Below are 20,532 nucleotides of genomic sequence, written 5' to 3' on the forward strand. Positions count from 1 at the left end.
CTGCAAAGCACCGGTGATCCACCCTGTCCCTGGACAGCAGCTTGATGGCGTCATCTTGGAGGACGAGAAAAGATTGTCGAGGTACGGGTACGAATTGCCTCGGTCGTCCGTTCAATCGAAAGCACTGTCTGCGGAGGCACCTCTCCTTCATGCAGTGACAGGAGATGCTGGGCGACTTCCTTATCTGCTGCGGTGAGTCGATGATTTAGGCGGAGAAAGTCCATCCAGGTGGGGGTGCGGAATGTCTCCGTCCAAAGTGACGGTGTTTGCAGATTTCGCTGGAGCGTCCAGTTTCGTGCACCGGCACGGCTCTGGACGTGTCGCCGCGTGCGCATGGAGCCCAGAAAGGCCTCGATATTTTCCTCCGATATCAAATACTCGACCTTGGCCACGATAGGGCCACTTCTGGGTTTCAGATCGAGAGCCACGTCCGGCGGATGAAAAACTGAACTTTCTTGATCGGTTTCTTCCCAGGGACGGACCGGCAACACGATCCCCGCTGCTGCAACCAGCAACAGAGCGCCTGCGGCGCCCTCCAATGCTGAGGTCAAGGAATAGTTTTGCGCGACAGAACCCCAGATCCAGCTGCCAGCAGCCATACCGCCTGCGCTCAAGGCGTAGTAAATGGAGAGCGTGCGGCCTACAACCCACCTTGGGCTTGCCAACTGCACCGACACGTCAATGCCCGTCCAGGTGATAAGCCAACCCGCTCCGCCGAGCGCCAGCGAAATGGCCGCCACAGGAAGCGACGATGTAAGGGCAAGGGAGAGGCAACAGACTGCACAAGCCACAGAGGCGAAGGCCACCAGCCTGTTTTGAGACGTGACCTTCCTCAAGAAGCCGTTGCCCATACCCGCGATGAAAGCACCCATGCCGAAGCCGGCCAATAAGATACCGTAGACAATTGGCCCACTCTTCAACTGATCCCGGACGACGAGGGGGAGCAACGCCAGAATGGAGATGCTTGCCAACCCGAAAAGAGCGGCTCGGGCGGTCGCTGCCCTGATCTCCAAAGACATCGCCGTAAAGCGCACTCCGTCATGAATTGCCGTCGTCATTCTCTCACGAGGGAGAGGCGAAGAGCGGACCTCCCATTTGGTGCGCCATATCGCGCTTATGGGCGCCAGATCACTCACCGCAGCCAAGGCGAAAGCGGCCAGCGGCCCAAAGACGGCCAGGATCACGCCCCCCAAGGCTGGACCAACGCTGCGCACAATGTTGTATCCGACGGACATAAGCGTCACTGCGGCCGGAATGTCGCGTTTGTGAAGGATATCGCCGACCGAAGCGTGCCAAGCCGGATCATTCAAGGCAAAGCCGCAGCCGGCCAGGAAACCTAACCCGAGAATCAGCCAAGGACTGACAAATCCCAGACCCACAGAAATCATCAGCGTCGTCGACGCCGATGCTATCAGGCAGTGTCCCGCAAACATCACCCACCGGCGGCTGAAGTTGTCGGCAATGGCTCCGGCGAAAACTGAGAGGAAGAACACCGGCAATGTGGATGCGGCCTGGACGAGTGCCACCATGAGGTCGGACGCTGAAATCGTTGCCATAAGCCAACTGATGGCGACCGTTTGCACTAGCCAACCGAGGCTGGAAATCTGGGTGGCCGCCCAAATTGAGCGAAACACCTTGTTTCGAAATGGGGCGAGCGTCTTTGAAACGGGCGGTTGGGGATTTTCGCTCTGCATGAGGTATTGCTGGCCTTCGATGAGCGCTGCGATTTGAGCAAGCGGGTCGATACTTAGACATCGCGGAGCACCGCACGGACCCCAGCTCTATGGAGCTTGCCGGCGACTATTTGCGTATTGAGCCATTCTCATAGTCTCATTCATGAGCAGTCCTGTGCGCAAGCATTGCTTTGCTAAATTCCCACCACAAGCGCGCCGCCGCTGAGACCCGCACCCGCTGCCGCCAAGAGGACTTTCTCGCCAGGCCGAAACGGCTGCGCCCGATGGGCCAGCGACAATGAGAGCGGGATCGTCGCGGCGGAAGAGTTGCCATATTCGGCGATCGTCTTGACGATCGAGTGATCAGCGATGCCGAGGTTCCTGCCGACCGCGTCGAAAATGCGCGCATTGGCCTGATGCGGCACGAAACGATCGAGGTCTTGCGGCCTCAGTCGGGCAGCAGTGAGCGCATCTCTCGAGCAGGCGGTCATCATCTCCACGGCCTTGCTGAATACTTCACGGCCGTCAGTGATCGTCATCCGTGTCTGCGCGAGGTCGAGGTCGGCATGGAACGGAGTGTTGCTTCCCCCGGCGGGAATCTGGATTAGCCCGTAGCGCGAGCCGTCGGAATCCACCGAAGCGCCGAGAATGCCTCGATCCGGGTCATCGCAAGGACTGATCACCATGGCGCCGGCGGCATCGGCAAACAGCACGGCGCTGGCGCGCTCGGCCAAATTGATGCGGTGGCTGAGGATGTTGGCGGCGATGACAAGGCTCGCTTTGCCGTGCAGGCGGGTGAACCCGTCGGCGAACATCAGCGCATAGATGAAGCCGGCGCAGGCGCCGGTCAGGTCGATCGCTCCGGCGCGGCCTAGCCCCAGCCGATGTGCGACCAGCGGCGCGCTTGGCGGCAGAAGGTGATCGGGCGTCGACGTGGCGAGCAAGAGTAGACCGACGTCGCCGCGGTCGATACCGGCATTGGTCAGCGCCATGTCGCCGGCAGAGGCGGCAAGGCCCGACAGCGTGTCTTCGTCTGTTGCCCAGAAGCGCGAGCGAATTCCGGTGCGCCGCTCGATCCAGCCGGGCTCAAGCCCGAGCCGGTCTTCGATTTCCGGGTTCTCGACCTTGCGCGTCGGCGCATGATGGCCGAAGCCGAGAACGCGCGACGATAGGTTCATGGCCGCGAGCCGAAGCGTTCGCCGGCCTCCTCTATCGCGTCATAGAGCCCGTCCAATTCGTCGCTGGTGATGCAATAGGGCGGCAGAAGATAGAGGACATTGCCGAGCGGGCGCACCAACAGGCCGCGCTCAAGGAAAAAAGCGCGCAGTTTTGGCCCGATCTCGGCCAGATAACCGGCTGAGCCGGTGCGTAGGTCGAGTGCCGCGATGGTGCCGGTTGTCCGGCAGTCGGTGAAATATGGATTGTCCCGGAAGCGTTGCAGCCCCGCGGCCTGCCTCGCGCTCAAGACCGCGATCCGCTCGGCCACCGGCTCGTCACGCCAGATCTCGACATTGGCAAGTGCTGCCGCGCAGGCGATCGGATTGGCGGTGTAGGAGCTCGAATGGAAAAACGTCTTCTTGCGATCCTCCGAAAAGTGAGCGTGGAAGATGGCATCGGTGGCGATCGTGGCGGCCAGCGGGATGGTACCACCGGTCAGACCTTTCGAGGTGCACAAGATGTCGGGCGAGACGGACGCCTGTTCGCAGGCAAACATGGTTCCGGTGCGCCCCCAGCCGGTCATCACTTCATCGGCGATCACGAGCGTGCCGGAGGCTTCGGCGATCCTCTTCAATTCGGCAAGAACCCAGGCCGGATACATCAGCATGCCGCCGGCGCCAAGCACCAGCGGCTCGACGATCAGCGCGGCTGCGCGCCGGTCGCGGCTAACGGCCTCGAACCGATCCAGCGTTTCCTGCTCGCGCCCGGCGGCCGGGAAGGGGATGGTGTCGACCTCGAACAGCAAAGGCTCATAGGCGGCGTTGAAGACGCCACGGGCGCCGACGCTCATCGTGCCGATGGTGTCGCCATGATAGCTGTGCTCCATGACGGCGATGCGCGAACGCGACGCGCCGATGTTACGGAAATAGCCGAGCGCCATCTTCAGCGCGACTTCGACTGAGGTCGAGCCACTGTCGGAATAGAACACCCGGTGGAGGCCGGCGGGTGCGATGCCTACAAGCGCCTCGGCCAGCCGTTCGGCCGGCTCGTGGGTGAAGCCCGCGAAGATGATCTGGTCGAGGCTCGAGGCGGTCGTCTCGATGGCCTTCATGATGCGGGGGTGGCGATGGCCATGGGTGACGACCCACCAGGAAGAAATCGCATCGAGGATGCGGAAGCCGTCGGCCTTGTGGAGATAGGCGCCTTCAGTCAGCACGATTTCAGGGAGCGAGGGCTCTAGCGCGTGCTGCGTGAACGGATGCCAGACTCGAGACTCCGCCATCAGTCGCCTCCGGCAATCATGGCCAGGTCGAAGCCGGAAATCATTGCATCTCTCAACGTTTCACCCGTCAGCGGACCGAGGTGCGGCAGCCTGCCCAGCTGCGGCACGCCGCCGAATTCCACGATTGTCCTTTGTGTATCGGCCACCTCTTCGCCAATGAAGGCAATGCCGATGAGCGGGATGGAGCGGGCTCTCAGGGCCTCGATCGACAACAGCGTATGATTGATGGTGCCAAGCGCGGTGCGGGCGCACAGTATGACCGGCAGCCGCCATTGTTCGAATATGTCAATGAACCTTGTCTGTCGATTGAGCGGCACCATCAGCCCGCCGGCGCCTTCGATGACGAGCGGTGTCGGCAGGACCGGAAATGAAAGATCGTCGGCCTCGATCGCGACGCCGTCGATTTCGGCTGATCGATGCGGCGACAGCGGCATCGTCAGTCGATAGACTTCGGGCAGCACGCGTCCGTCGGGCAAGCCGGAAAGCCGGGCGACGACCTCGCTGTCGGTCTCCTCGTTGAGGCCCGATTGCACCGGCTTCCAGTAGAAGCCGTCGAGCAGCCCGGCAAGTCCGGCCGAAAACACTGTCTTGCCAATTCCAGTGTCTGTTCCGGTGACGACGATGCGTTTGGTCATGCTGTGGCCAACACTCCGACGAGAGCCTCGACCATGGCGGAAATGTCGGCTTCGTCGACGTTGAGAGTCAGCGAAATGCGCAGGCGCGACGTACCCTCAGGCACTGTCGGCGGGCGAATGCCGCGTATGTCGAAGCCGCGTGCCTGCAGTCCTGCCGCCACCGCCATGGTGCGGCTGTTATCGCCGATCACAAGCGGCTGGATCTGCGAGCCGCTGGGCATCACGCCGCAGCGTTCGGCCAATTGCCGGCTCGCGAAAGCGACACGCTCGTGCAACTGAGCACGACGCATAGGCTCGTCAGACAGAATAGTCAGCGCCTCACGTGCCGCGACTGCCATCAGCGGCGATGGTGCGGTCGCATAGATGAATGGCCGGCACCGGTTGATAAGATAGTCGCACAGTGTTCGCGGTCCGGTAACGAGCGCGCCGGATGCGCCAAGCGCCTTGCCGCATGTGTGGAGCGTGACGATGTTGTCGCGGCCTTCATACGCGGCGGCCAGTCCCCGGCCGTCCGGTCCCCAGACGCCGGTGGCATGCGCTTCATCGACGACGATGAATGCCTGGTACCGATCAGCCAGCGCGACCAGGCTCTCCATCGGCGCACGGTCGCCATCCATGCTGTAAAGGCTTTCGAAGGCGATCCACACCCGCCCCATGCCGCCTTCGGCGCGCCAGCGGGTGATTGCGTCCTCGACAGCGTCGACGTCGTTGTGCGCGGCCAGCTTGAACTCAGCGCGCCCGGCCTGGGCACCCTCATGCATGCTGGCATGAGCGAGCTCGTCGAGGACCAGCAGGTCGCCTTTCTGCGGCAGGGCCGTCAGCAGAGCGAAGTTGGCGATATAGCCGCTGCCGAAGAACAGTGCACGCTCGGCTCCGAAAAATGCCGCTGCGTCCGCCTCCAGTTGCTCATGTTCCGGTGCATTGCCGCGCAACAGCCGCGATCCGGTGGCGCCCACTGGCGTGCCCCGCGCAATCGCCGTCGAAACCGCATCGCCCAGTCTTTTGGAGGCGGCAAGTCCGATATAGTCGTTCGACGAGAAGTCGAGCCCGGCGCGCGGTGCGAGCGTCCGCAACCGGTCCTTGCGCCCCAGTCCCCGCAAGGTTGCGTCATAGCGGGCAAGAATTGCCTCCTTCATTGCGTGGCGAGTTCCATAGGCTCAATGCCGAGGCGCCGGAACAGAAGGGTATCCTTGTCCTCGCCGGGATTTCCCGCCGTCAGCAGCGTGTCGCCGACAAAGATCGAATTGGCGCCGGCAAAGAAGCACAGCGCCTGCGTTTCGTCGCTCATCGCCGTCCTGCCGGCGGACAGCCTTACATAGGATTTCGGCATCATCACCCGCGCGAGCGCAACGATGCGGACGAAATCGATCGGATCGATGGCGTCGGCCGCGGCAAGCGGCGTGCCTTCGATGGGAATAAGCATGTTGATCGGCACGCTTTCCGGCGGCTCGGGCAGGTTCGCGAGCGTGACCAGCATGTCGATGCGATCGGTCTTTTCTTCTCCCATCCCGACAATGCCGCCGCAGCAGACTTTCATCCCAACCGCGCGCACGTGCCCAAGCGTTTTCAGCCGGTCGGCAAAAGTCCTGGTTGAAATAACCTCGCCATAGTAGCGCTCAGAGGTATCGATGTTGTGGTTATAGTAGTCGAGACCGGCCTGCTTCAGGCGAGCAGCTTGCTCAAGATCGAGCATGCCGAGCGTCATGCAGGTCTCCATGCCGAGGGCCTTGACGCCCTCAATCATGGCGACCACAACGTCCATGTCGCGCTCCTTGGGACTTCGCCACGCCGCGCCCATGCAATAGCGCGTTGCGCCGCCATCACGCGCCTTGGCCGCTTCGTCGATGACATGCTTGACGTCCACCAGCTTCGACGCCTTCACACCGGTTTCGTAATGCGCAGACTGGCTGCAATAGCCGCAATCTTCGGGGCACCCGCCGGTCTTGATGCTAAGGAGCCGCGACAGCTGCACTCGGTTTCGATCGAAGTTCTGGCGGTGGATCGTCTGAGCCAGGAACAGCAGATCGTTGAATGGCATGCCGTAGATGGCCTCGGCCTCTTTGCGGTTCCATCGCGGAGGCGTTCCGTCGACCGATTGCATGGTCTGGTTCACGTCGAACTCCGAGTTCATTCCAATCGTCATCGTCAAACCTTTGTTTGCTAGTCCGGTACGCCTTCTTGGCTTTGGGGCGCACTCGCTAAAGGCGAGCTGCGGCACGTCTTTCCAGCACCTCCTACGCCTGCCGAGCTGATGTTGCTCCTCACGCCGTAATCCTCAGTTCAAGTGCTTGCAGATGTTCTGGTGGTCCGGCATGTCCAGGCCGATGTCGAGGATCGGGGCGCTGTGCGTCAGCCAACCCATGGAGATGAGATCGACACCGGTCGCCGCAATCGCCGCCGCCGTTTTCGGCATCACCCGACCGGACGCCTCGGTGATCGTACGGCCATCCACTATAGAAACCGCGCGGGCAAGATCCTCGACCGACATATTGTCGAGCAGCACCGCGTCAACACCAATCGCGAGCGCTGCATCGAGCTGCTTCAGCGTGTCGACCTCGACCTCGACCTTCACCATATGCCCTGCTGCGGCGCGCGCCCGCTCTATTGCTGTGCGCATATCGCCGGCGATCGCGATGTGGTTGTCCTTTATGAGCACGCCGTCATCGAGGCCGAACCGGTGATTGGCACCGCCGCCGACGCGCACGGCGTATTTCTCCAATGCCCGCAGCCCGGGCGTCGTCTTTCGCGTCGATACAATCCTCGCCTTGTGACCGCGCACGGCCTCAACCATGGCCGCTGTGGCAGTGGCAATGCCGCTCAGCCGGCATAAGAAATTGAGGGCCGTGCGTTCGGCCGTGAGCAGGCCTCGTGCGGGTCCGGACAATCTTGCAATGGTTTCCCCGGCCCCAACCTCGCTGCCATCAGGGCGCCAGATCTGGATGTTGATCGCCGGTTCCACGAGAAGGAAGGCATACGAGACCAGATCGAGCCCGGCAACGACGCCCGCCTGCCTCGCTTTGAGCACCAACGTGGCAGTGCAATCATACGGGATAACCGCATCGGTGGTCAGGTCGCCGGATCTGCCCAGGTCTTCGAGGAGCGCAACGCGCACAATCGGTTCGATCAGGGTCGCGGGGAGGGGGGAGAATGAAGTCATATCAAGTGCTCCGTATGGTAGCCCGGCAATCGAGTGCGGCCGCGGCCCGCATTGCGCTGTGCAGTGTCAGCCGTGATGGGCGCACGTTGGCATCGTGGAGCGGGAAATCGGACCGACAGTGCGCGCCTCGACTCTCTTCCCGCCTCAGGGCCGCCGCGGCGATCATCAGTGAGACCAAAGCCGGACCAGAGGCAGCGACACTATTGGCTGCGATCGGCAGCAGGGTCGCCACCGCTTCGCGCATTGCCTCGCCGTCGCGGATGATACCCAGGGCGGCGGAGACAATCGGGCGGACCACGGAAGCGTCTGGTCGTGGAGGGACGAATGTGGAGCATCTGCGCGGTCGCCGGGTATACGACGTGCCGGCAACGCTTTCGGCAACCCAGCTCGCGGTGACCGCCGCTTCGGTGAGCGAGTTGCTGGCCAGGCGGTTGGCGCCGTGCAGGCCGGTACAGGCCACCTCACCGCAGGCCCACAATCCCTCGATGGAGCTGCGGCCGGCGCTGTCTACGGCGACGCCGCCCATGTGATAATGTGCCGCCGGGCGCACCGGGATCAGGTCGGTCGCTGGGTCGATTCCTGCGCTCCGGCACAATTCGGCGATGCCTGGAAAACGCTTGCCAAATCTCGGGCCGAGACTTTGCCGTGCGTCCAGGAATACGCGGCGTCCAACGGCAAGCTGGTGCCAAATGGCGCGCGCTACGACGTCGCGAGGCGCAAGTTCACCGCCAGGTGTGTCGGCGAGGAAGCGCTCTCCTCGCTCATCGATGAGCACCGCGCCTTCGCCACGCACGGCTTCGCTCACCAGCGGCATCGGCCGGCGCGGACCGTCGAGCGCAGTTGGATGGAACTGTATGAATTCCAAGTCGGCGAGTTCCGCCCCCGCCCATGCGGCGAGCGCCAGCCCGTGACCCCATGAGCCAGCGGGGTTTGTCGTGTCGCAAAACAGCCCGCCGACGCCGCCGGTCGCCAGCACCGCGCGACGCGTGGGCAGAGCGAGCGCGCCGGCTCGTCCTGCTGCGACCACGGCGATGACCGACCCGTCCTGCACGACCAGCCGGCGGACCTCCACATTTTCGATAATGGTGATCGAGGCTGTACGCCGAACCGCGGCGACGAGCGCGCGCACCAACTCGCGACCGGTGGCGTCGCCGGCTGCATGCACAATCCGCCGTCGCGAGTGTGCCGCCTCGAGCCCAAGTCGCAACGCGCGGTCAGGGTGCTGGTCGAAGTCGACGCCGAACCTTTGGATCGTCCTAATCGCTTCGGGTGCAGCTCGTACCACTCGCCGCACCGTGGCCTCATCGCAGAGTCCGTCGCCGGCAGCTATCGTGTCGCAAAGGTGAAAATCTGGGCCGTCGTCGCCCCCGAGACTTGCCGCAAGACCGCCCTGGGCAAGTTCACTGCAGGCTCCGGTTCCAAGCGGCGCGTTGGTCAAAAGCACGACCGGTTCCGGCGCCAGATGAAGCGCCGTCATCAGGCCGGCAATGCCGCCGCCGATGACGACCGGCGCCCCCGCGATTTCGCGAACCTCCAGACTCATAGGGAAAGCATGCGCTCGACCGCGCGGCGGGCGGGGCCGGCAATTTCGGGATCAATCCGGACCTCATGCCGGTTCTGCTCGAGTGCGGCGCGAATGTTGGCCAGGTTGATGCGCTTCATGTGCGGGCACAGATTGCATGGGCGAACGAACTCGACGTCGGGATGCGCGACCGCGACGTTGTCGCTCATCGAACATTCGGTCAGAAGGACGACACGCTTCGGTTTCTCACGCTCGACATAATCCGACATCGCCGCGGTCGAGCCGGAGAACTCCGCCTCCGCGACAACGTCTGGTGGGCATTCTGGATGGGCCAGCACGATGACGCCTGGATGGGCATCGCGCAGTTCCCGGATGTCTGCTGCGGTGAAGCGCTCATGCACCTCGCAATGGCCTTTCCAGGCGATGATCTCGACGTCTGTATCGGCTGCCACGTTCCTCGCCAGATATTCGTCCGGGAGCATCAGCACACGCGCCACGCCAAGCGATTCCACCACCGCCTTGGCGTTGCCGGACGTGCAGCAGATGTCGGACTCCGCTTTTACGGCGGCGGAAGTGTTGACGTAAGTAACAACGGGGACCCCCGGATACCGCAGCCGCATTAGCCGCACGTCGTTTGCCGTGATCGATTCGGCCAGCGAGCAGCCGGCGCGGAGATCCGGGATGAGCACGGTCTTGTTCGGATTGAGCAGTTTTGCCGTCTCGGCCATGAAATGAACGCCGGCAACCACGATGATGTCGGCGTCGACCGTCACCGCCTTGTGGGCCAACGCCAGGCTGTCGCCGACGATGTCTGCCACGCAATGAAAAATTTCGGGCGTCTGGTAATTGTGCGCCAGCACCACCGCATTGCGCTCACGCTTCAGCGCTAAGATGGCTTCAATATCGCCGGCGAACGCGGGCCATTCAACGGGTGGGATCACCCGCCGGACACGCTCATACAAGGACGCAGCCATAGGTAACGCCCCAGTCATTGGCGCCTCGATTATATTCGGTTTGACAATAAGGGAATATATCTACCTTGACTATAAGTATGTCAAGCCCGCGCCAGCGGTAATTTTGTCCCGGCGATAGCCCTGTCGTCGAGGACGGCATGCCGGAAGCGATAAAGCTTCGCCGGTCGGCCGCCCGTGTCGAGGGAGGTCTCCCCGGTCTCCTCAACAAGTTCCTGCTGCTCGACCAATCTCCGGAAGTTCGGCTTGTTGATCAGCCTGCCAGCCAAAGCTTCCACGGTTCGCTGCAGTTGCAGCAGCGTGAAGGAAGGCCGCATAAGCTCGAACACGACCGGCCGGTATTTGATCTTCGAACGCAGCCGCGCGATCCCGGTTGCCAGAATACGACGGTGGTCAGCGACCATTGGTTTGCCAGCCGCGGCCGCAATCGCGTCCCTGCCGCCACCGGCCTCCTCAATCAGAGCAGCTTCATAGAGCAACTCGTAGCGTTGGAGCGTGAGTTCCTCGTTCCAATGGCGGTCGTCGAAGCCGAAGGCTATCGCAGCGCGCTGCCGGCGCTCGCGTTGAGTGGTCGGCTCGCTGGCGCCGCCGGCCCACTCAATCAGGCGGGGCCGCAATCTATCGAGCAGCACAGGCGGCGTGCCGAAGCGGTGGTCCTCCCAGGGAAAATATTCGTACCAACTTTGCCAGCCGCACGCGGCCGAGTTCGTTGCCTGTTCCTTCCTGGTCAATGCGAGATAGCTGATTGAGATGACGCGCTGGTGGCGCTCAGTGCCGATGCGATCGCGATCGGCGAAGGTGTAGAGTTGCTCGATGTATCCAAGTGCATGGCCGGTCTGCTGCTCCACCCACCCCCTCAAACCCGACTGCAGTGATCGATGCTCAAGGGCAAAAGGTCCAGAAGGGAGGGTGTCCGCATGACCGACTGTGAGGACACAGGGCTCACTGTCGTTTACGGCGACCACGACGGCAGTCAGGTCCACTTTGGCTTCGTCAGCTTTGACGGCGGCTTTGCCTTTCTTGGTTCTTCTTGTCTGAGGATCCATGTTTGCGAAAGCGGGTTGGCCCAACGGAGCGCCTTAATCGATTGAATGTAACCTTGGAAGCCAGCACGTCAACACCGGAGTACTCAAGCGCTGTTTTTAGCTCTTCGCAGTCGCACAAAAATATGCCAAACGCGACACCCGCTGTTGGTAACGTAAGGGAAGGGGCCTCGGTTGAGCGCGGCTGGTGAGATAAAAGGGATGACTCCTCCAGATATTCGATCGCGAAAAGGCCAGACGCCACTTGTATGCTTGACGGCCTACACCACGCCGGTCGCGAGGCTGCTCGATCGCCACTGCGACATCGTTCTTGTCGGCGACAGCGTCGGCATGGTGCTGCACGGCCTGTCGTCGACGCTGGGGGTCACGCTCGACATGATGATCATGCACGGACAGGCCGTTCGCCGCGGCCTTGAACACGCGCTGATGGTCGTCGACCTGCCCTTCGGTTCCTACGAGGAAAGCCCAGAGCACGCTTTCGGCAACGCTGCGCGCGTGATGGGTGAGACCGGTTGTTCAGCGGTAAAGATCGAGGGCGGCGAGACCATCGCGGAAACCATCCGCTTCCTTACCGCGCGCGGCGTACCTGTCATGGCCCATGTGGGCCTGACGCCGCAGGCGGTAAACACGTTTGGAGGCTATCGTGTGCAGGGCCGGGGAGCCGATGCAGAGCGGATCAGGCGCGACGCCAGGGCGGTAACTGAAGCTGGCGCCTTCTCCTTGGTGCTGGAAAAGATACCGGAGCAGCTTGCACGGCAGATAACCGCCGATATCGACATACCCACCATCGGCATCGGTGCCTCGCCAGCTTGCGACGGCCAGATTCTGGTGAGCCACGATATGCTCGGGCTCTTCACCTCATTTCGGCCGAAGTTCGTCAAACGCTATGCCGAGCTCGGTGAGCAGGCTGAGGCGGCAATCGCCGCTTACGCCACCGATATGCGGAACCGGCACTTTCCGGCGGTCGAACATCTCTATGTCAACGCCTTGAAGGCCGGTGACTTCACATGAGCGTGCCGATCGCTCGAACCGTGAGCGAGCTGCGCGGCGTCGTTGCGCAATGGCGTCGCTCGGGTGCCACGATCGGTATTGTGCCGACCATGGGAGCCTTGCACGACGGGCATCTGAGCCTCGTGCGGAAGGCGCTCGAAAGGGCCGAGCGGGTGATCGTGACGCTGTTCGTAAACCCCAAGCAGTTCAACAGCCCCGCCGACCTGATTGCCTACCCTCGGACGGAAAGCGACGATGCTGCCAAGCTCGCTCTGCTGGGCACGCATCTGCTCTATGTGCCGGACACAGAGGAAATGTACCAGGTGGGCTTCGCCACGGCCGTTTCAGTGTCCGGCATCAGCGAATGCCTTTGCGGCGCATTCCGGCTCGGCCATTTCAATGGCGTGGCGACGGTCGTGGCCAAGCTCTTCCTGCAGGCCGGCGCTGACTTCGCCTTTTTTGGCGAAAAGGATTTTCAGCAACTTCAGCTTGTCAGGCGCTTGGTCCGGGATCTCGACATTCCGATCACTATTGTGCCCTGTCCGACAGTCCGCGAAGCCGATGGTCTTGCGCTATCGTCGCGTAACGTGCGGCTCTCCCCAGCCCAACGCGCCATTGCCCCAAAACTAGCATCGGTCCTGCTCGATACGGCCGAGCGGCTTGCACGCGGCTCCCCCATCCTGCCTACGCTTGATGAAGCGCGTGCAGCAATTCTGGCTGCCGGCTATCGCGAGCTCGAATACCTGGAGCTTCGCGGAGAAACAGACCTGCAATCGTTAGCAAGCCTTGACCGACCGGCACGCTTGCTTGCTGCGGCTTGGCTTGGCGACACGCGGCTCATCGATAACGTCGCAATATCACCCATCGGTAGTTGGTCAGGTGGGCGGAGCTCTCTCCAATCGGAAGCAGCACAGCAATTGCGGTGATGACGGCGGCGCGTCGTATGCCCTGCAGGGACAGGCCATCATTTAGAACCACGTCTCCGTCGGCTTCCAGCAACCTCCGCGAGGTACGCTAAGCGCAGATGCATCGCGTATTTGAAACCTTGGTCGAGCAACTCTCTGCAAGCGTCGATGCCGTCGATCTCCATGAGGCAATGGCGTCCGCCGCAGCCGGGTTCGACTTTCCGCTCTTCGCTTATTTCACCTACCCATCCGCTTCCGGCGACAGGCCGCGATTGATCTCGAATTATCCATCATCATGGACATCACATTACCTGCAACAGCGCTACCACAGCGTGGATCCCGTGATCCTGCGGGGACTGCGGGGCTGGGATACCTTCGACTGGGGTGTGGACCGCGATCACCGTTATTTGCCGACCTCTCAGCAGGAAGTCCTGGAAAAAGCAGCTGAGTTCGGCATTCGCGGCGGACTGACCATGTCGATGCATGATCATCGCGGCCGGTTCGCCGCACTGACCTTCGCCTCCAACGAGGCGCATCCGCCATTTCTGAGGTCGCTGACGCGCTACGAAAAAGCAATGCAACTGGTTGCGATCAACGTTCATATCCATGCCCGGCGCAGGCTCGCCGAAGATTGCGTGGTAGATGGCATAATGCTCACCCGGCGGGAGTTCGAGTGCCTGAAATGGGCGGCGTGCGGCAAGTCGGCCTGGGATATCAGCCAGATTCTCGGTGTCTCGAAACGCACCGTGACCTTCCATCAGGAAAACGCCAAGGCGAAGCTTGGCGTGCGAACCATCAACCAGGCCGTAGTGCGGATGGCTGCTCGGGCGAGATCCTGATCCTCTCCAAGTCTAGCTGTAAAGGTCTACAGGCTGCATTCATGACGGCTTTGCCCTTCGATTGCGTGGACACATCCCGCACGGAGACGACAATGATGCAGCTGATAACACCCGACTGCTACGCCGAGTTTGCGAGCGAACTCAAGGAAATGCACGGACTTAGGTATCGGGTTTTCAAGAAGCGGCTCGATTGGGAAGTGCAGACCGAAGGCGAAATGGAAACGGACTCGTTTGACAGCCTGAACCCCGTCTACCTGCTTCTCAAGGGGTCCGATTGGCGAACTTGCGGCTGCGTCCGCCTTTTGCCGACCACCGGACCGACAATGTTGCGCGATACGTTTCCGACGCTGCTGGATGAGATGGTGGTCCCTGCGAGTGCCGATATCTGGGAGAGTAGTCGTTTCGCGCTCGATCTCCCTGCGACAGCGCCGAAGGCAGCTGGCGGCCTGGCCCAAGCAACCTACGAGCTCTTCGCGGGGATCATCGAATTCGGCTTGGCCAACAATCTCTCCGGGATCGTAACGGTGACAGATACGCGCATCGAAAGGATCCTTCGTCTCGCGACCTGGCCGTTGTCACGTATCGGACAGCCCAAGCAGGTCGGCAACACCGAGGCAGTCGCCGGCTTCCTCGATATTTCCTACGCCAGTCTCTTGCGCATCCGCTGGAGGGGACGCCTCAACGGGCCGGTGTTGTGGCAACCAGTTCTCATCCAATCGGCATAGCGCCTGCGGATGCTCAGCCGTGACTTGAGTTAAGTCTGCTCACGGCCGCCACCGCCGCCGTGAGGGTGAGCGGACCCGCCCCACGAGCTTTCGACTGTTCCGGTCGATTGGCTCGCGCGGCCGGACTTTGGATTTCCGTAGGCGCAACCCGCAGTCCAGCGTGAGCACGCCAAAATGGCGCCCCTCCGCTTCGTCCAAAGAAGCCAACGTGGCTTCTGAGGTCGTCTTAGAATATTGGACCGGCCGCCGTGAGCGATCGCAACCTCAAAGCTTTGCCGGTATGCCGGTTTGGCCGGACCGTCGGCCAGTCGGAGCAGTCCCCCGATAAGGACCCGAGCTGACGCGCGGTCCAACAGCGCCCGAGCCTATGCTTTGTGCATTACCGTTCGGTTGGCCATGTCGTCCAAGACCGCATGAAGAAGGCTTCCAACCTCCTGCGCAGCGAGCTCTGGCGCAATTCCTACATCGGACAATTGAATGAGCATTTTCTTGGCGGCACAGCGCCAGAACGCGCTCGCCGCCTCGCCGTTCTTGGTCTCGAGGGCCTGGGCGATACTTTCGACCAATATACGTCGCCGATGCAGCGGAAATACGCAAATGTTTGATTCATGCATCAATCACCTCACAGATTCAGTTCCACAAAGAAAAACACCGGCGTCTTCAAAAGAGCCCCGCTAGCGCGGTGACGGTTCGCGGCGACATGACGAGTTCCACTTCCCCATCGACAAGCCATTGGGAGATGAGCCGCCGGACCGCATATCCGGGACCGCACATAAGGTGAACCACCATTGCTCATCCGGCTGCATTTTCCTGGGCCGTTCGACGAGGCGTTCCAGCCGAATTGACGTCCAATGACTTGATCTCTGAAAGGGCAGGGCGGTACGAATCACCCGACTGTTCCGCTGCTTACATTCCTGCGAGCTTGTGTATGAACGATTAAAGCGTGCCCGAGCCGTTCTTGGTGGCCGCCGCAGAAGGGAATCATGTCATCCGCTGCCTATCGTAGGCGGCGCGACTTCTAGCATGACTGCACTGCCCCGACAGGGCTTTGCAATCGCGCGTTTCGAAGCCTATGCTTTGGCATCGGCCGGCATTTACTTCGGTGCAGCCGACAGTAAGACGTACGCGCTCTTGCCCCGTTGGAAGAGAGCCTTGCCCGATCCCTCTTTCGCGACCAGGTGCTGAAGCCCTCACCCCGCAGGACTTCGCGCTTTTGCGACCATCGCTGCATCACGTCGAACCGGGCATCAAGGACAAGTTGGAGGTCGCGCATCAGCCGATCAAGAACGTATATTTTCCCGAGAGGGGCATCGCGTCGGTGGTCGCCACCATGACCGGCGGGCGGCAAGGTGAAGTCGGCATTGTCGGCTATGACGGGATGAAAGGAATTGCCGTCATTCTCGGAAAGGAAAGCACTACCTGGCGCCTGCCGGTTGAAAACCTTCGCCCTGCGATTAGCCCGTCGCTTCGCACCTCAGTGCTGGACTATGCCCACGCGTTCCTCGTCCAATCATGCCGGACGGCACTGGTCAATGGCCACTCCAAGGTCGAAGAACGGCTGGCCCGCTGGCAGCTGATGGTCCACGACCGTGCGGAAGGAGATAAGATCCTCCCGACGCATGAATTTCTGGCGACCATGCTCGCGCCCACCGCCCGGGGTCACCACGGCCCTGCAAATGCTTGAGTATCGAGGACTGGTGCACGCCAAGCGCGGCGAGATCACGATCATCGACCGTGCCGGATTGATAAAGCTCACACATGGCGCTTATGACAAGGAGGAGCAGCGTTATTTCGGCCTGGCCGCTGCCTGAAGCATGTCGGTTGAAACGGGTTCAGCCGACGTCTCCTTGCCCCTCACCAGGTCGCCCAAAAGCATCAGCGGTTTTGAACGAATCGCAGCGATTGTCCGCAATCGGACATAGGCTTGAAGGCGGTCGAATTCGTGCCATAAGTCGGGTTGGTCAGGGTTCAGGGAGGAATTCGTCATGACCAATTCGTTTCACACCGTCACCGTCGAAAAAGCCGCAGAAGCCTATGTCCTTTCCAGGGGAAGGGTCCGCTTTCTCTCCATGGCGCAGGCGATCCGCGCCATCCGAACACTAATGCCGGCATGCAAGGCCACCGACCGCGAGTTGGAGGAACTGTTGGCGGCCGCTTCCTTCGTTCATGGCGTGCCCGTCGCCTTCGACACAAAAACAGCCGATGGTGTAGAACCACGGCTGCATTCCTAAGAGGGCATGCCGCGCCATGCAGACTGTCAGAGGGCATTCGTCAGATGGTAGTCCGCTAACTTAACTGCAGAGTCTAAAGGACGTGTTCCAGCATTGCGAACTCACCGATCGCTTTGTTGCCAAAGCTGCCAGCAAGCGATCGCCTCATCCAGCCGTTTGCACCATCTCATCACAGACATCATCGCGATGCTACCTGTCCAGCATATGTCCAGCATTTCGCAAGGCGGCCAGAAGGAGCCTCGCATAGCCTGTGACATCGATCTGGGCCTGCATCGAAAGGGGCATGCTGGTCCAGTTCTCCAACGGTGCAATGAAAGGTGAGAAGGTGCCATTGACAAGGCAACAACAGCTAACAAGGCCCTCTCGGTCCAATGCCACCACACCGATCTTGTCGCCTGGATATCCAATGGCTGCGACTCGCTGGACCTCCAGGTCACCGTCCACCCGCACGTCAAAAAGAAGGCTACCACGGCTCCTCGTGGCTATCTCAGCCGCCTTCTCATCAAAGCTTGAAGAGAGCAAGCGGACGCTTTCCACCGCCATCTGGAAAATCACCAAATCCAGTTCATTCACGGCCATATGGGCATTTCCGCGCAACGGGTGGTGATTGCAATGACACATACTGCTTGTTCACAGATGTCGGTCACGAACGATCATTCGTCGGGTTCCGGTTCCGACCAACGGTGTCGCCACCTGATCGTGCTGCGGTTCGAACCTTCCGAACGCGAGCCGAGCGCGCTATGAGGTTGGAGTCTAGGTCTCGGACCCTGCCTCGCGGCCTGCTCATCTTTGGCAGACCCGTTGCAACGCCGCCGCGATGGCGCAAACGCCAGATGACGCTGATCCATCGCTTGATCGTGAACTGAGCTTCTGAACACCATTGGGACAGCAGGGTGGAAGGGCTTGACCAACGCTGCCCCCGTTTTCCAAGAGGACCCGTCCTCGATTGAATCTTTCGAGCCCCGTGCAGCGCGCAGCCAAATGATGACCATCTGGACCCAGCTCGCAGACCGCAAGGCAAAGAGGGAACCTTCCAGGCAGCCAAGCTGCGTCGACGCAAAGAGCGGCCTTTGGAGTTCCCAGAATCGACCCTTCCATAGTTGCGACAGGCAACCACTGCACGAGTGTGGGAGAGCGAATCGCAAGCATTGCGTGAGGTCCTGCGCGTTTTCCCCTCTTGCTATTTGGCACATCGTTTGCGCCGAAGTGGGCGCAGCGTTCGACCGGAGCACTGCATGGGAGAGGGAGGAGCCCCACCCCGATCCGGTCAAGGAGAGAGACGGTGTTGGTTCCAAGAGTTCCCCGCGCGATCTTAGCGCCCCGCAAGCGCCATTTTGCCCGGACCTACGTGCAGGTACTTGCCGCCATAATCCTGGGTGCCGCAATCGGCTATTTCCATTTGGAGACCGGCCACAGCCTGAAGCCGCTCTGCGATGCCTTCGTCGATGTCGTCAAGATAATCACCGTACCTGTCATCTTCCTGACAATGGCGACCGGCATTGCCGGCATGAGCGATCTGCAGAAGGTCGGCCGAGTTGCCGCCAAGGCGATGGTTTATTTCCTTACCTTCTCGACGCTAGCACTCCTTGTCGGGCTGATTGTCGCGAATATCGTTCAGCCTGGCGCCGGCCTCAACATCGATCCGGCCTCGCTCGATGTCGAAGCCGTTAAGGGCTATGTGGCCACGGCTCACGAGCAGTCCGTGACCAGCTTCCTGATGAACATCATCCCGTCAACGATTGCCAGTGCCTTCGCGGAAGGCGACATCCTGCAAGTCCTGTTCTTCTCGGTCCTGTTCGGCATTGCTTTGGCGATGACCGGAGAGACGAGCAGGCCGGTCGTTACCTTTCTCCAGGCGCTTACCGCCCCCATTTTTAAGCTCGTCGGCATTCTGATGAAGGCTGCACCCATCGGCGCCTTCGGCGCAATGGCCTTTACGATCGGCAAATACGGAATCGGTTCGGTGGCCAACCTCGCGATACTGGTCGCGACGTTCTATCTTACCGCCTTCCTCTTCGTGTTCGGGGTTCTCGGCGCGGTCTGCCGCTACAACGGCTTCTCGATCTTTTCTCTCGTCCGCTACATCAAGGACGAGCTGCTGCTTGTCCTGGCAACGTCCTCCTCGGAGGCCGCGCTGCCCTCGCTAATGGAGAAGATGGAGAAGGCCGGCGCCGCCCGTTCGGTCGTAAGTCTCGTCATCCCTACTGGATACTCATTCAATCTGGACGGTACCAATATCTACATGACGATCGCCGCCCTCTTCATCGCCCAGGCGACGAACACAGATTTGTCAATTGCCGATCAGATCCTCCTGCTGCTAATTGCGATGCTTTCCTCGAAGGGTGCGGCAGGCGTCACCGGCGCCGGCTTCATCACATTGGCCGCTACTCTCTCTGTCGTGCCGAGTGTTCCCGTTGCCGGAATGGCTCTAATTCTTGGCGTGGACCGCTTCATGTCGGAATGCCGCGCGCTGACGAATTTAGTCGGTAATGCGGTGGCATCGCTCGTTGTCGCTCGCTGGGAAGGCGAATTGGACCAGTCACGGATGGAAACCGCTTTCCGCGGTTAGGGTTACATCAAACTGGCTCCCCGCAAGCAAGATCGCAACAGCGCGACGTGTAAGTAGCGGCCTTGACACAACAGTCGAATTGCCAGCCTCCAAAGAGCGCTGGAAATAGAGTACTAACGCAGTGAGTAATACAACACCATGAAGCCCCTAAGCAAACGAACGGTTCACGGAGACTCATCTGGGTGCGCATGGAGCGCTGTTCGTCGAATGCGCTATCCGCGGGGTGGGGGAACTATTTCAGCTTGCCGCCCCAAGCCGTCGCGGGAGCGCACCGGATGATGGAGGACCGGCCGATCAGAATCGCTAGGGGAAAGCGCGTCACAATAGCCGATCTCGCCCGCGAAGCCGGAGTCAGCGTAGCAACAGTCGATCGGGTTCTGAACGTCCGCCTTCCGGTGCGAGAGGAGACCGCCCAGCGGGTCCATGCGGCCGCGCACGCGATCGGCTATCATGCTGCCGGTCTCATCAAACAGCGCTTGCAGCAGCACCTGCCGCACTACAAGCTGGGCTTCATCTTGAGAAAACCTACCCACGATTTCTACCAAGATTTCGCTCGCAAGATCGAAGAGTCGGTCAGTATGGCTAAATCCTTCCACGGCCTTCCGATCATCGAGTTCGCGCAGTCACATTTGCCGCGTGACCTGCTCCCGCTTCTTAAGGACCTTGGGAGCCGCTGCCAGGCGATCGCCATGGTGGCGGCCGATCACCCGAAAATCACAGCATCAGTCGAGGAGCTCAAGGCGAAAGGTATCCCGGTATTTTCGCTGCTATCCGACTTCGCCGATGGCGTGCGCGAGGGCTACATCGGCCTCAACAACAGCAAGGTCGGACG

The 20,532-nt window shown here is 61.0% G+C and carries 21 protein-coding genes; 9 read left to right on the top strand and 12 right to left on the bottom strand.

The annotated features are described in order from the left end of the window. Nucleotides 1-50: 50 nt before the first annotated feature. The 10 genes from EN879_RS03330 to EN879_RS03375 all read right to left on the bottom strand — a co-directional run bounded on the left by EN879_RS03330 (nt 51) and on the right by EN879_RS03375 (nt 11,444). Nucleotides 51-1,694 carry an MFS transporter gene (locus tag EN879_RS03330; protein WP_063169257.1) on the bottom strand — a complete coding sequence of 548 codons (1,644 nt, stop codon included), beginning with the start codon at nt 1,692-1,694 and terminating at the stop codon, nt 51-53. A 173-nt stretch (nt 1,695-1,867) separates the two neighbouring features. Next, nucleotides 1,868-2,851: a beta-ketoacyl-ACP synthase III gene (locus tag EN879_RS03335; protein WP_063169256.1), complete on the bottom strand. Its 984-nt coding sequence runs from the start codon at nt 2,849-2,851 to the stop codon at nt 1,868-1,870. Next, entirely contained in the window at nt 2,848-4,113 is a 1,266-nt protein-coding gene (locus EN879_RS03340) for an adenosylmethionine--8-amino-7-oxononanoate transaminase (protein WP_063169255.1), read from the bottom strand. The genes EN879_RS03335 and EN879_RS03340 overlap by 4 nt, the downstream gene beginning before the upstream one ends. Beyond that, nucleotides 4,113-4,748, bottom strand: coding sequence for a dethiobiotin synthase (bioD, locus tag EN879_RS03345; RefSeq protein WP_063169254.1), 636 nt, complete (start codon nt 4,746-4,748; stop codon nt 4,113-4,115). The genes EN879_RS03340 and bioD overlap by 1 nt, the downstream gene beginning before the upstream one ends. Next, nucleotides 4,745-5,884 carry an 8-amino-7-oxononanoate synthase gene (locus EN879_RS03350; RefSeq protein ID WP_024505572.1) on the bottom strand — a complete coding sequence of 380 codons (1,140 nt, stop codon included), beginning with the start codon at nt 5,882-5,884 and terminating at the stop codon, nt 4,745-4,747. Before EN879_RS03350 ends, bioD begins: the two co-directional genes overlap by 4 nt. Continuing rightward, nucleotides 5,881-6,849 (bottom strand): biotin synthase BioB, encoded by a 969-nt coding sequence (bioB, locus tag EN879_RS03355; RefSeq protein WP_224570943.1) that lies wholly within the window; start codon nt 6,847-6,849, stop codon nt 5,881-5,883. Before bioB ends, EN879_RS03350 begins: the two co-directional genes overlap by 4 nt. A gap of 174 nt (nt 6,850-7,023) precedes the next feature. Continuing rightward, a complete protein-coding gene (gene nadC / locus EN879_RS03360; RefSeq protein WP_063169252.1) occupies nt 7,024-7,905 on the bottom strand; it encodes a carboxylating nicotinate-nucleotide diphosphorylase in 882 nt (293 codons plus the stop codon). A 1-nt stretch (nt 7,906) separates the two neighbouring features. Further along, nucleotides 7,907-9,448, bottom strand: coding sequence for an L-aspartate oxidase (locus EN879_RS03365; RefSeq protein ID WP_063169251.1), 1,542 nt, complete (start codon nt 9,446-9,448; stop codon nt 7,907-7,909). Next, nucleotides 9,445-10,419, bottom strand: coding sequence for a quinolinate synthase NadA (gene nadA, locus EN879_RS03370; RefSeq protein ID WP_063169250.1), 975 nt, complete (start codon nt 10,417-10,419; stop codon nt 9,445-9,447). The genes EN879_RS03365 and nadA overlap by 4 nt, the downstream gene beginning before the upstream one ends. A gap of 62 nt (nt 10,420-10,481) precedes the next feature. Further along, nucleotides 10,482-11,444: a membrane protein gene (locus EN879_RS03375; protein ID WP_024505567.1), complete on the bottom strand. Its 963-nt coding sequence runs from the start codon at nt 11,442-11,444 to the stop codon at nt 10,482-10,484. 171 nt (nt 11,445-11,615) lie between these two features. Between EN879_RS03375 and panB the strand changes: the two genes are divergently transcribed. The 4 genes from panB to EN879_RS03395 all read left to right on the top strand — a co-directional run bounded on the left by panB (nt 11,616) and on the right by EN879_RS03395 (nt 14,900). Beyond that, entirely contained in the window at nt 11,616-12,452 is an 837-nt protein-coding gene (gene panB, locus EN879_RS03380) for a 3-methyl-2-oxobutanoate hydroxymethyltransferase (protein ID WP_063169249.1), read from the top strand. Continuing rightward, entirely contained in the window at nt 12,449-13,357 is a 909-nt protein-coding gene (gene panC, locus EN879_RS03385; protein WP_063169248.1) for a pantoate--beta-alanine ligase, read from the top strand. The genes panB and panC overlap by 4 nt, the downstream gene beginning before the upstream one ends. Nucleotides 13,358-13,455: 98 nt before the next feature. Beyond that, a complete protein-coding gene (locus EN879_RS03390; protein WP_063169247.1) occupies nt 13,456-14,175 on the top strand; it encodes a LuxR family transcriptional regulator in 720 nt (239 codons plus the stop codon). A gap of 92 nt (nt 14,176-14,267) precedes the next feature. Next, a complete protein-coding gene (locus tag EN879_RS03395) occupies nt 14,268-14,900 on the top strand; it encodes an acyl-homoserine-lactone synthase (RefSeq protein ID WP_063169246.1) in 633 nt (210 codons plus the stop codon). A gap of 365 nt (nt 14,901-15,265) precedes the next feature. On the opposite strand, the gene EN879_RS39710 is transcribed toward EN879_RS03395, so the two are convergent. Then, nucleotides 15,266-15,514, bottom strand: a complete 249-nt coding sequence (locus tag EN879_RS39710) for a DUF6074 family protein (protein ID WP_063169245.1) — start codon at nt 15,512-15,514, stop codon at nt 15,266-15,268. A 599-nt stretch (nt 15,515-16,113) separates the two neighbouring features. On the opposite strand from EN879_RS39710, the gene EN879_RS03405 reads away from it, so the two are divergent. The 3 genes from EN879_RS03405 (at nt 16,114) to EN879_RS03410 (ending at nt 17,131) form a co-directional block, all read left to right on the top strand. Continuing rightward, complete coding sequence (locus EN879_RS03405; protein ID WP_224570941.1) at nt 16,114-16,584, top strand: hypothetical protein; 471 nt, start codon at nt 16,114-16,116, stop codon at nt 16,582-16,584. Next, a complete protein-coding gene (locus EN879_RS40540) occupies nt 16,577-16,711 on the top strand; it encodes a hypothetical protein (RefSeq protein ID WP_256754986.1) in 135 nt (44 codons plus the stop codon). Before EN879_RS03405 ends, EN879_RS40540 begins: the two co-directional genes overlap by 8 nt. A 174-nt stretch (nt 16,712-16,885) precedes the next feature. Then, the gene (locus EN879_RS03410; protein ID WP_063169243.1) at nt 16,886-17,131 is read left to right on the top strand and encodes a hypothetical protein; all 246 of its coding nucleotides are present in this window, start codon (nt 16,886-16,888) and stop codon (nt 17,129-17,131) included. Between the two features lie 189 nt (nt 17,132-17,320). Here the strand turns inward: EN879_RS03410 and EN879_RS03415 are convergent, their stop codons facing one another. Continuing rightward, a complete protein-coding gene (locus tag EN879_RS03415) occupies nt 17,321-17,710 on the bottom strand; it encodes a hypothetical protein (protein WP_024505560.1) in 390 nt (129 codons plus the stop codon). Nucleotides 17,711-18,416: 706 nt separating this feature from the next. Between EN879_RS03415 and EN879_RS03420 the strand changes: the two genes are divergently transcribed. Both EN879_RS03420 and EN879_RS03425 read left to right on the top strand, forming a co-directional pair. Next, the gene (locus EN879_RS03420) at nt 18,417-19,700 is read left to right on the top strand and encodes a dicarboxylate/amino acid:cation symporter (RefSeq protein WP_281034581.1); all 1,284 of its coding nucleotides are present in this window, start codon (nt 18,417-18,419) and stop codon (nt 19,698-19,700) included. A gap of 275 nt (nt 19,701-19,975) precedes the next feature. Next, a partial coding sequence (locus EN879_RS03425; RefSeq protein WP_127273946.1) for a LacI family DNA-binding transcriptional regulator occupies nt 19,976-20,532 on the top strand: 557 nt, incomplete at its 3' end.

This window comes from Mesorhizobium sp. M7A.F.Ca.AU.002.02.1.1 (assembly GCF_003998535.1).
In the GTDB taxonomy this organism is placed as follows: Bacteria; Pseudomonadota; Alphaproteobacteria; order Rhizobiales; family Rhizobiaceae; genus Mesorhizobium; species Mesorhizobium ciceri.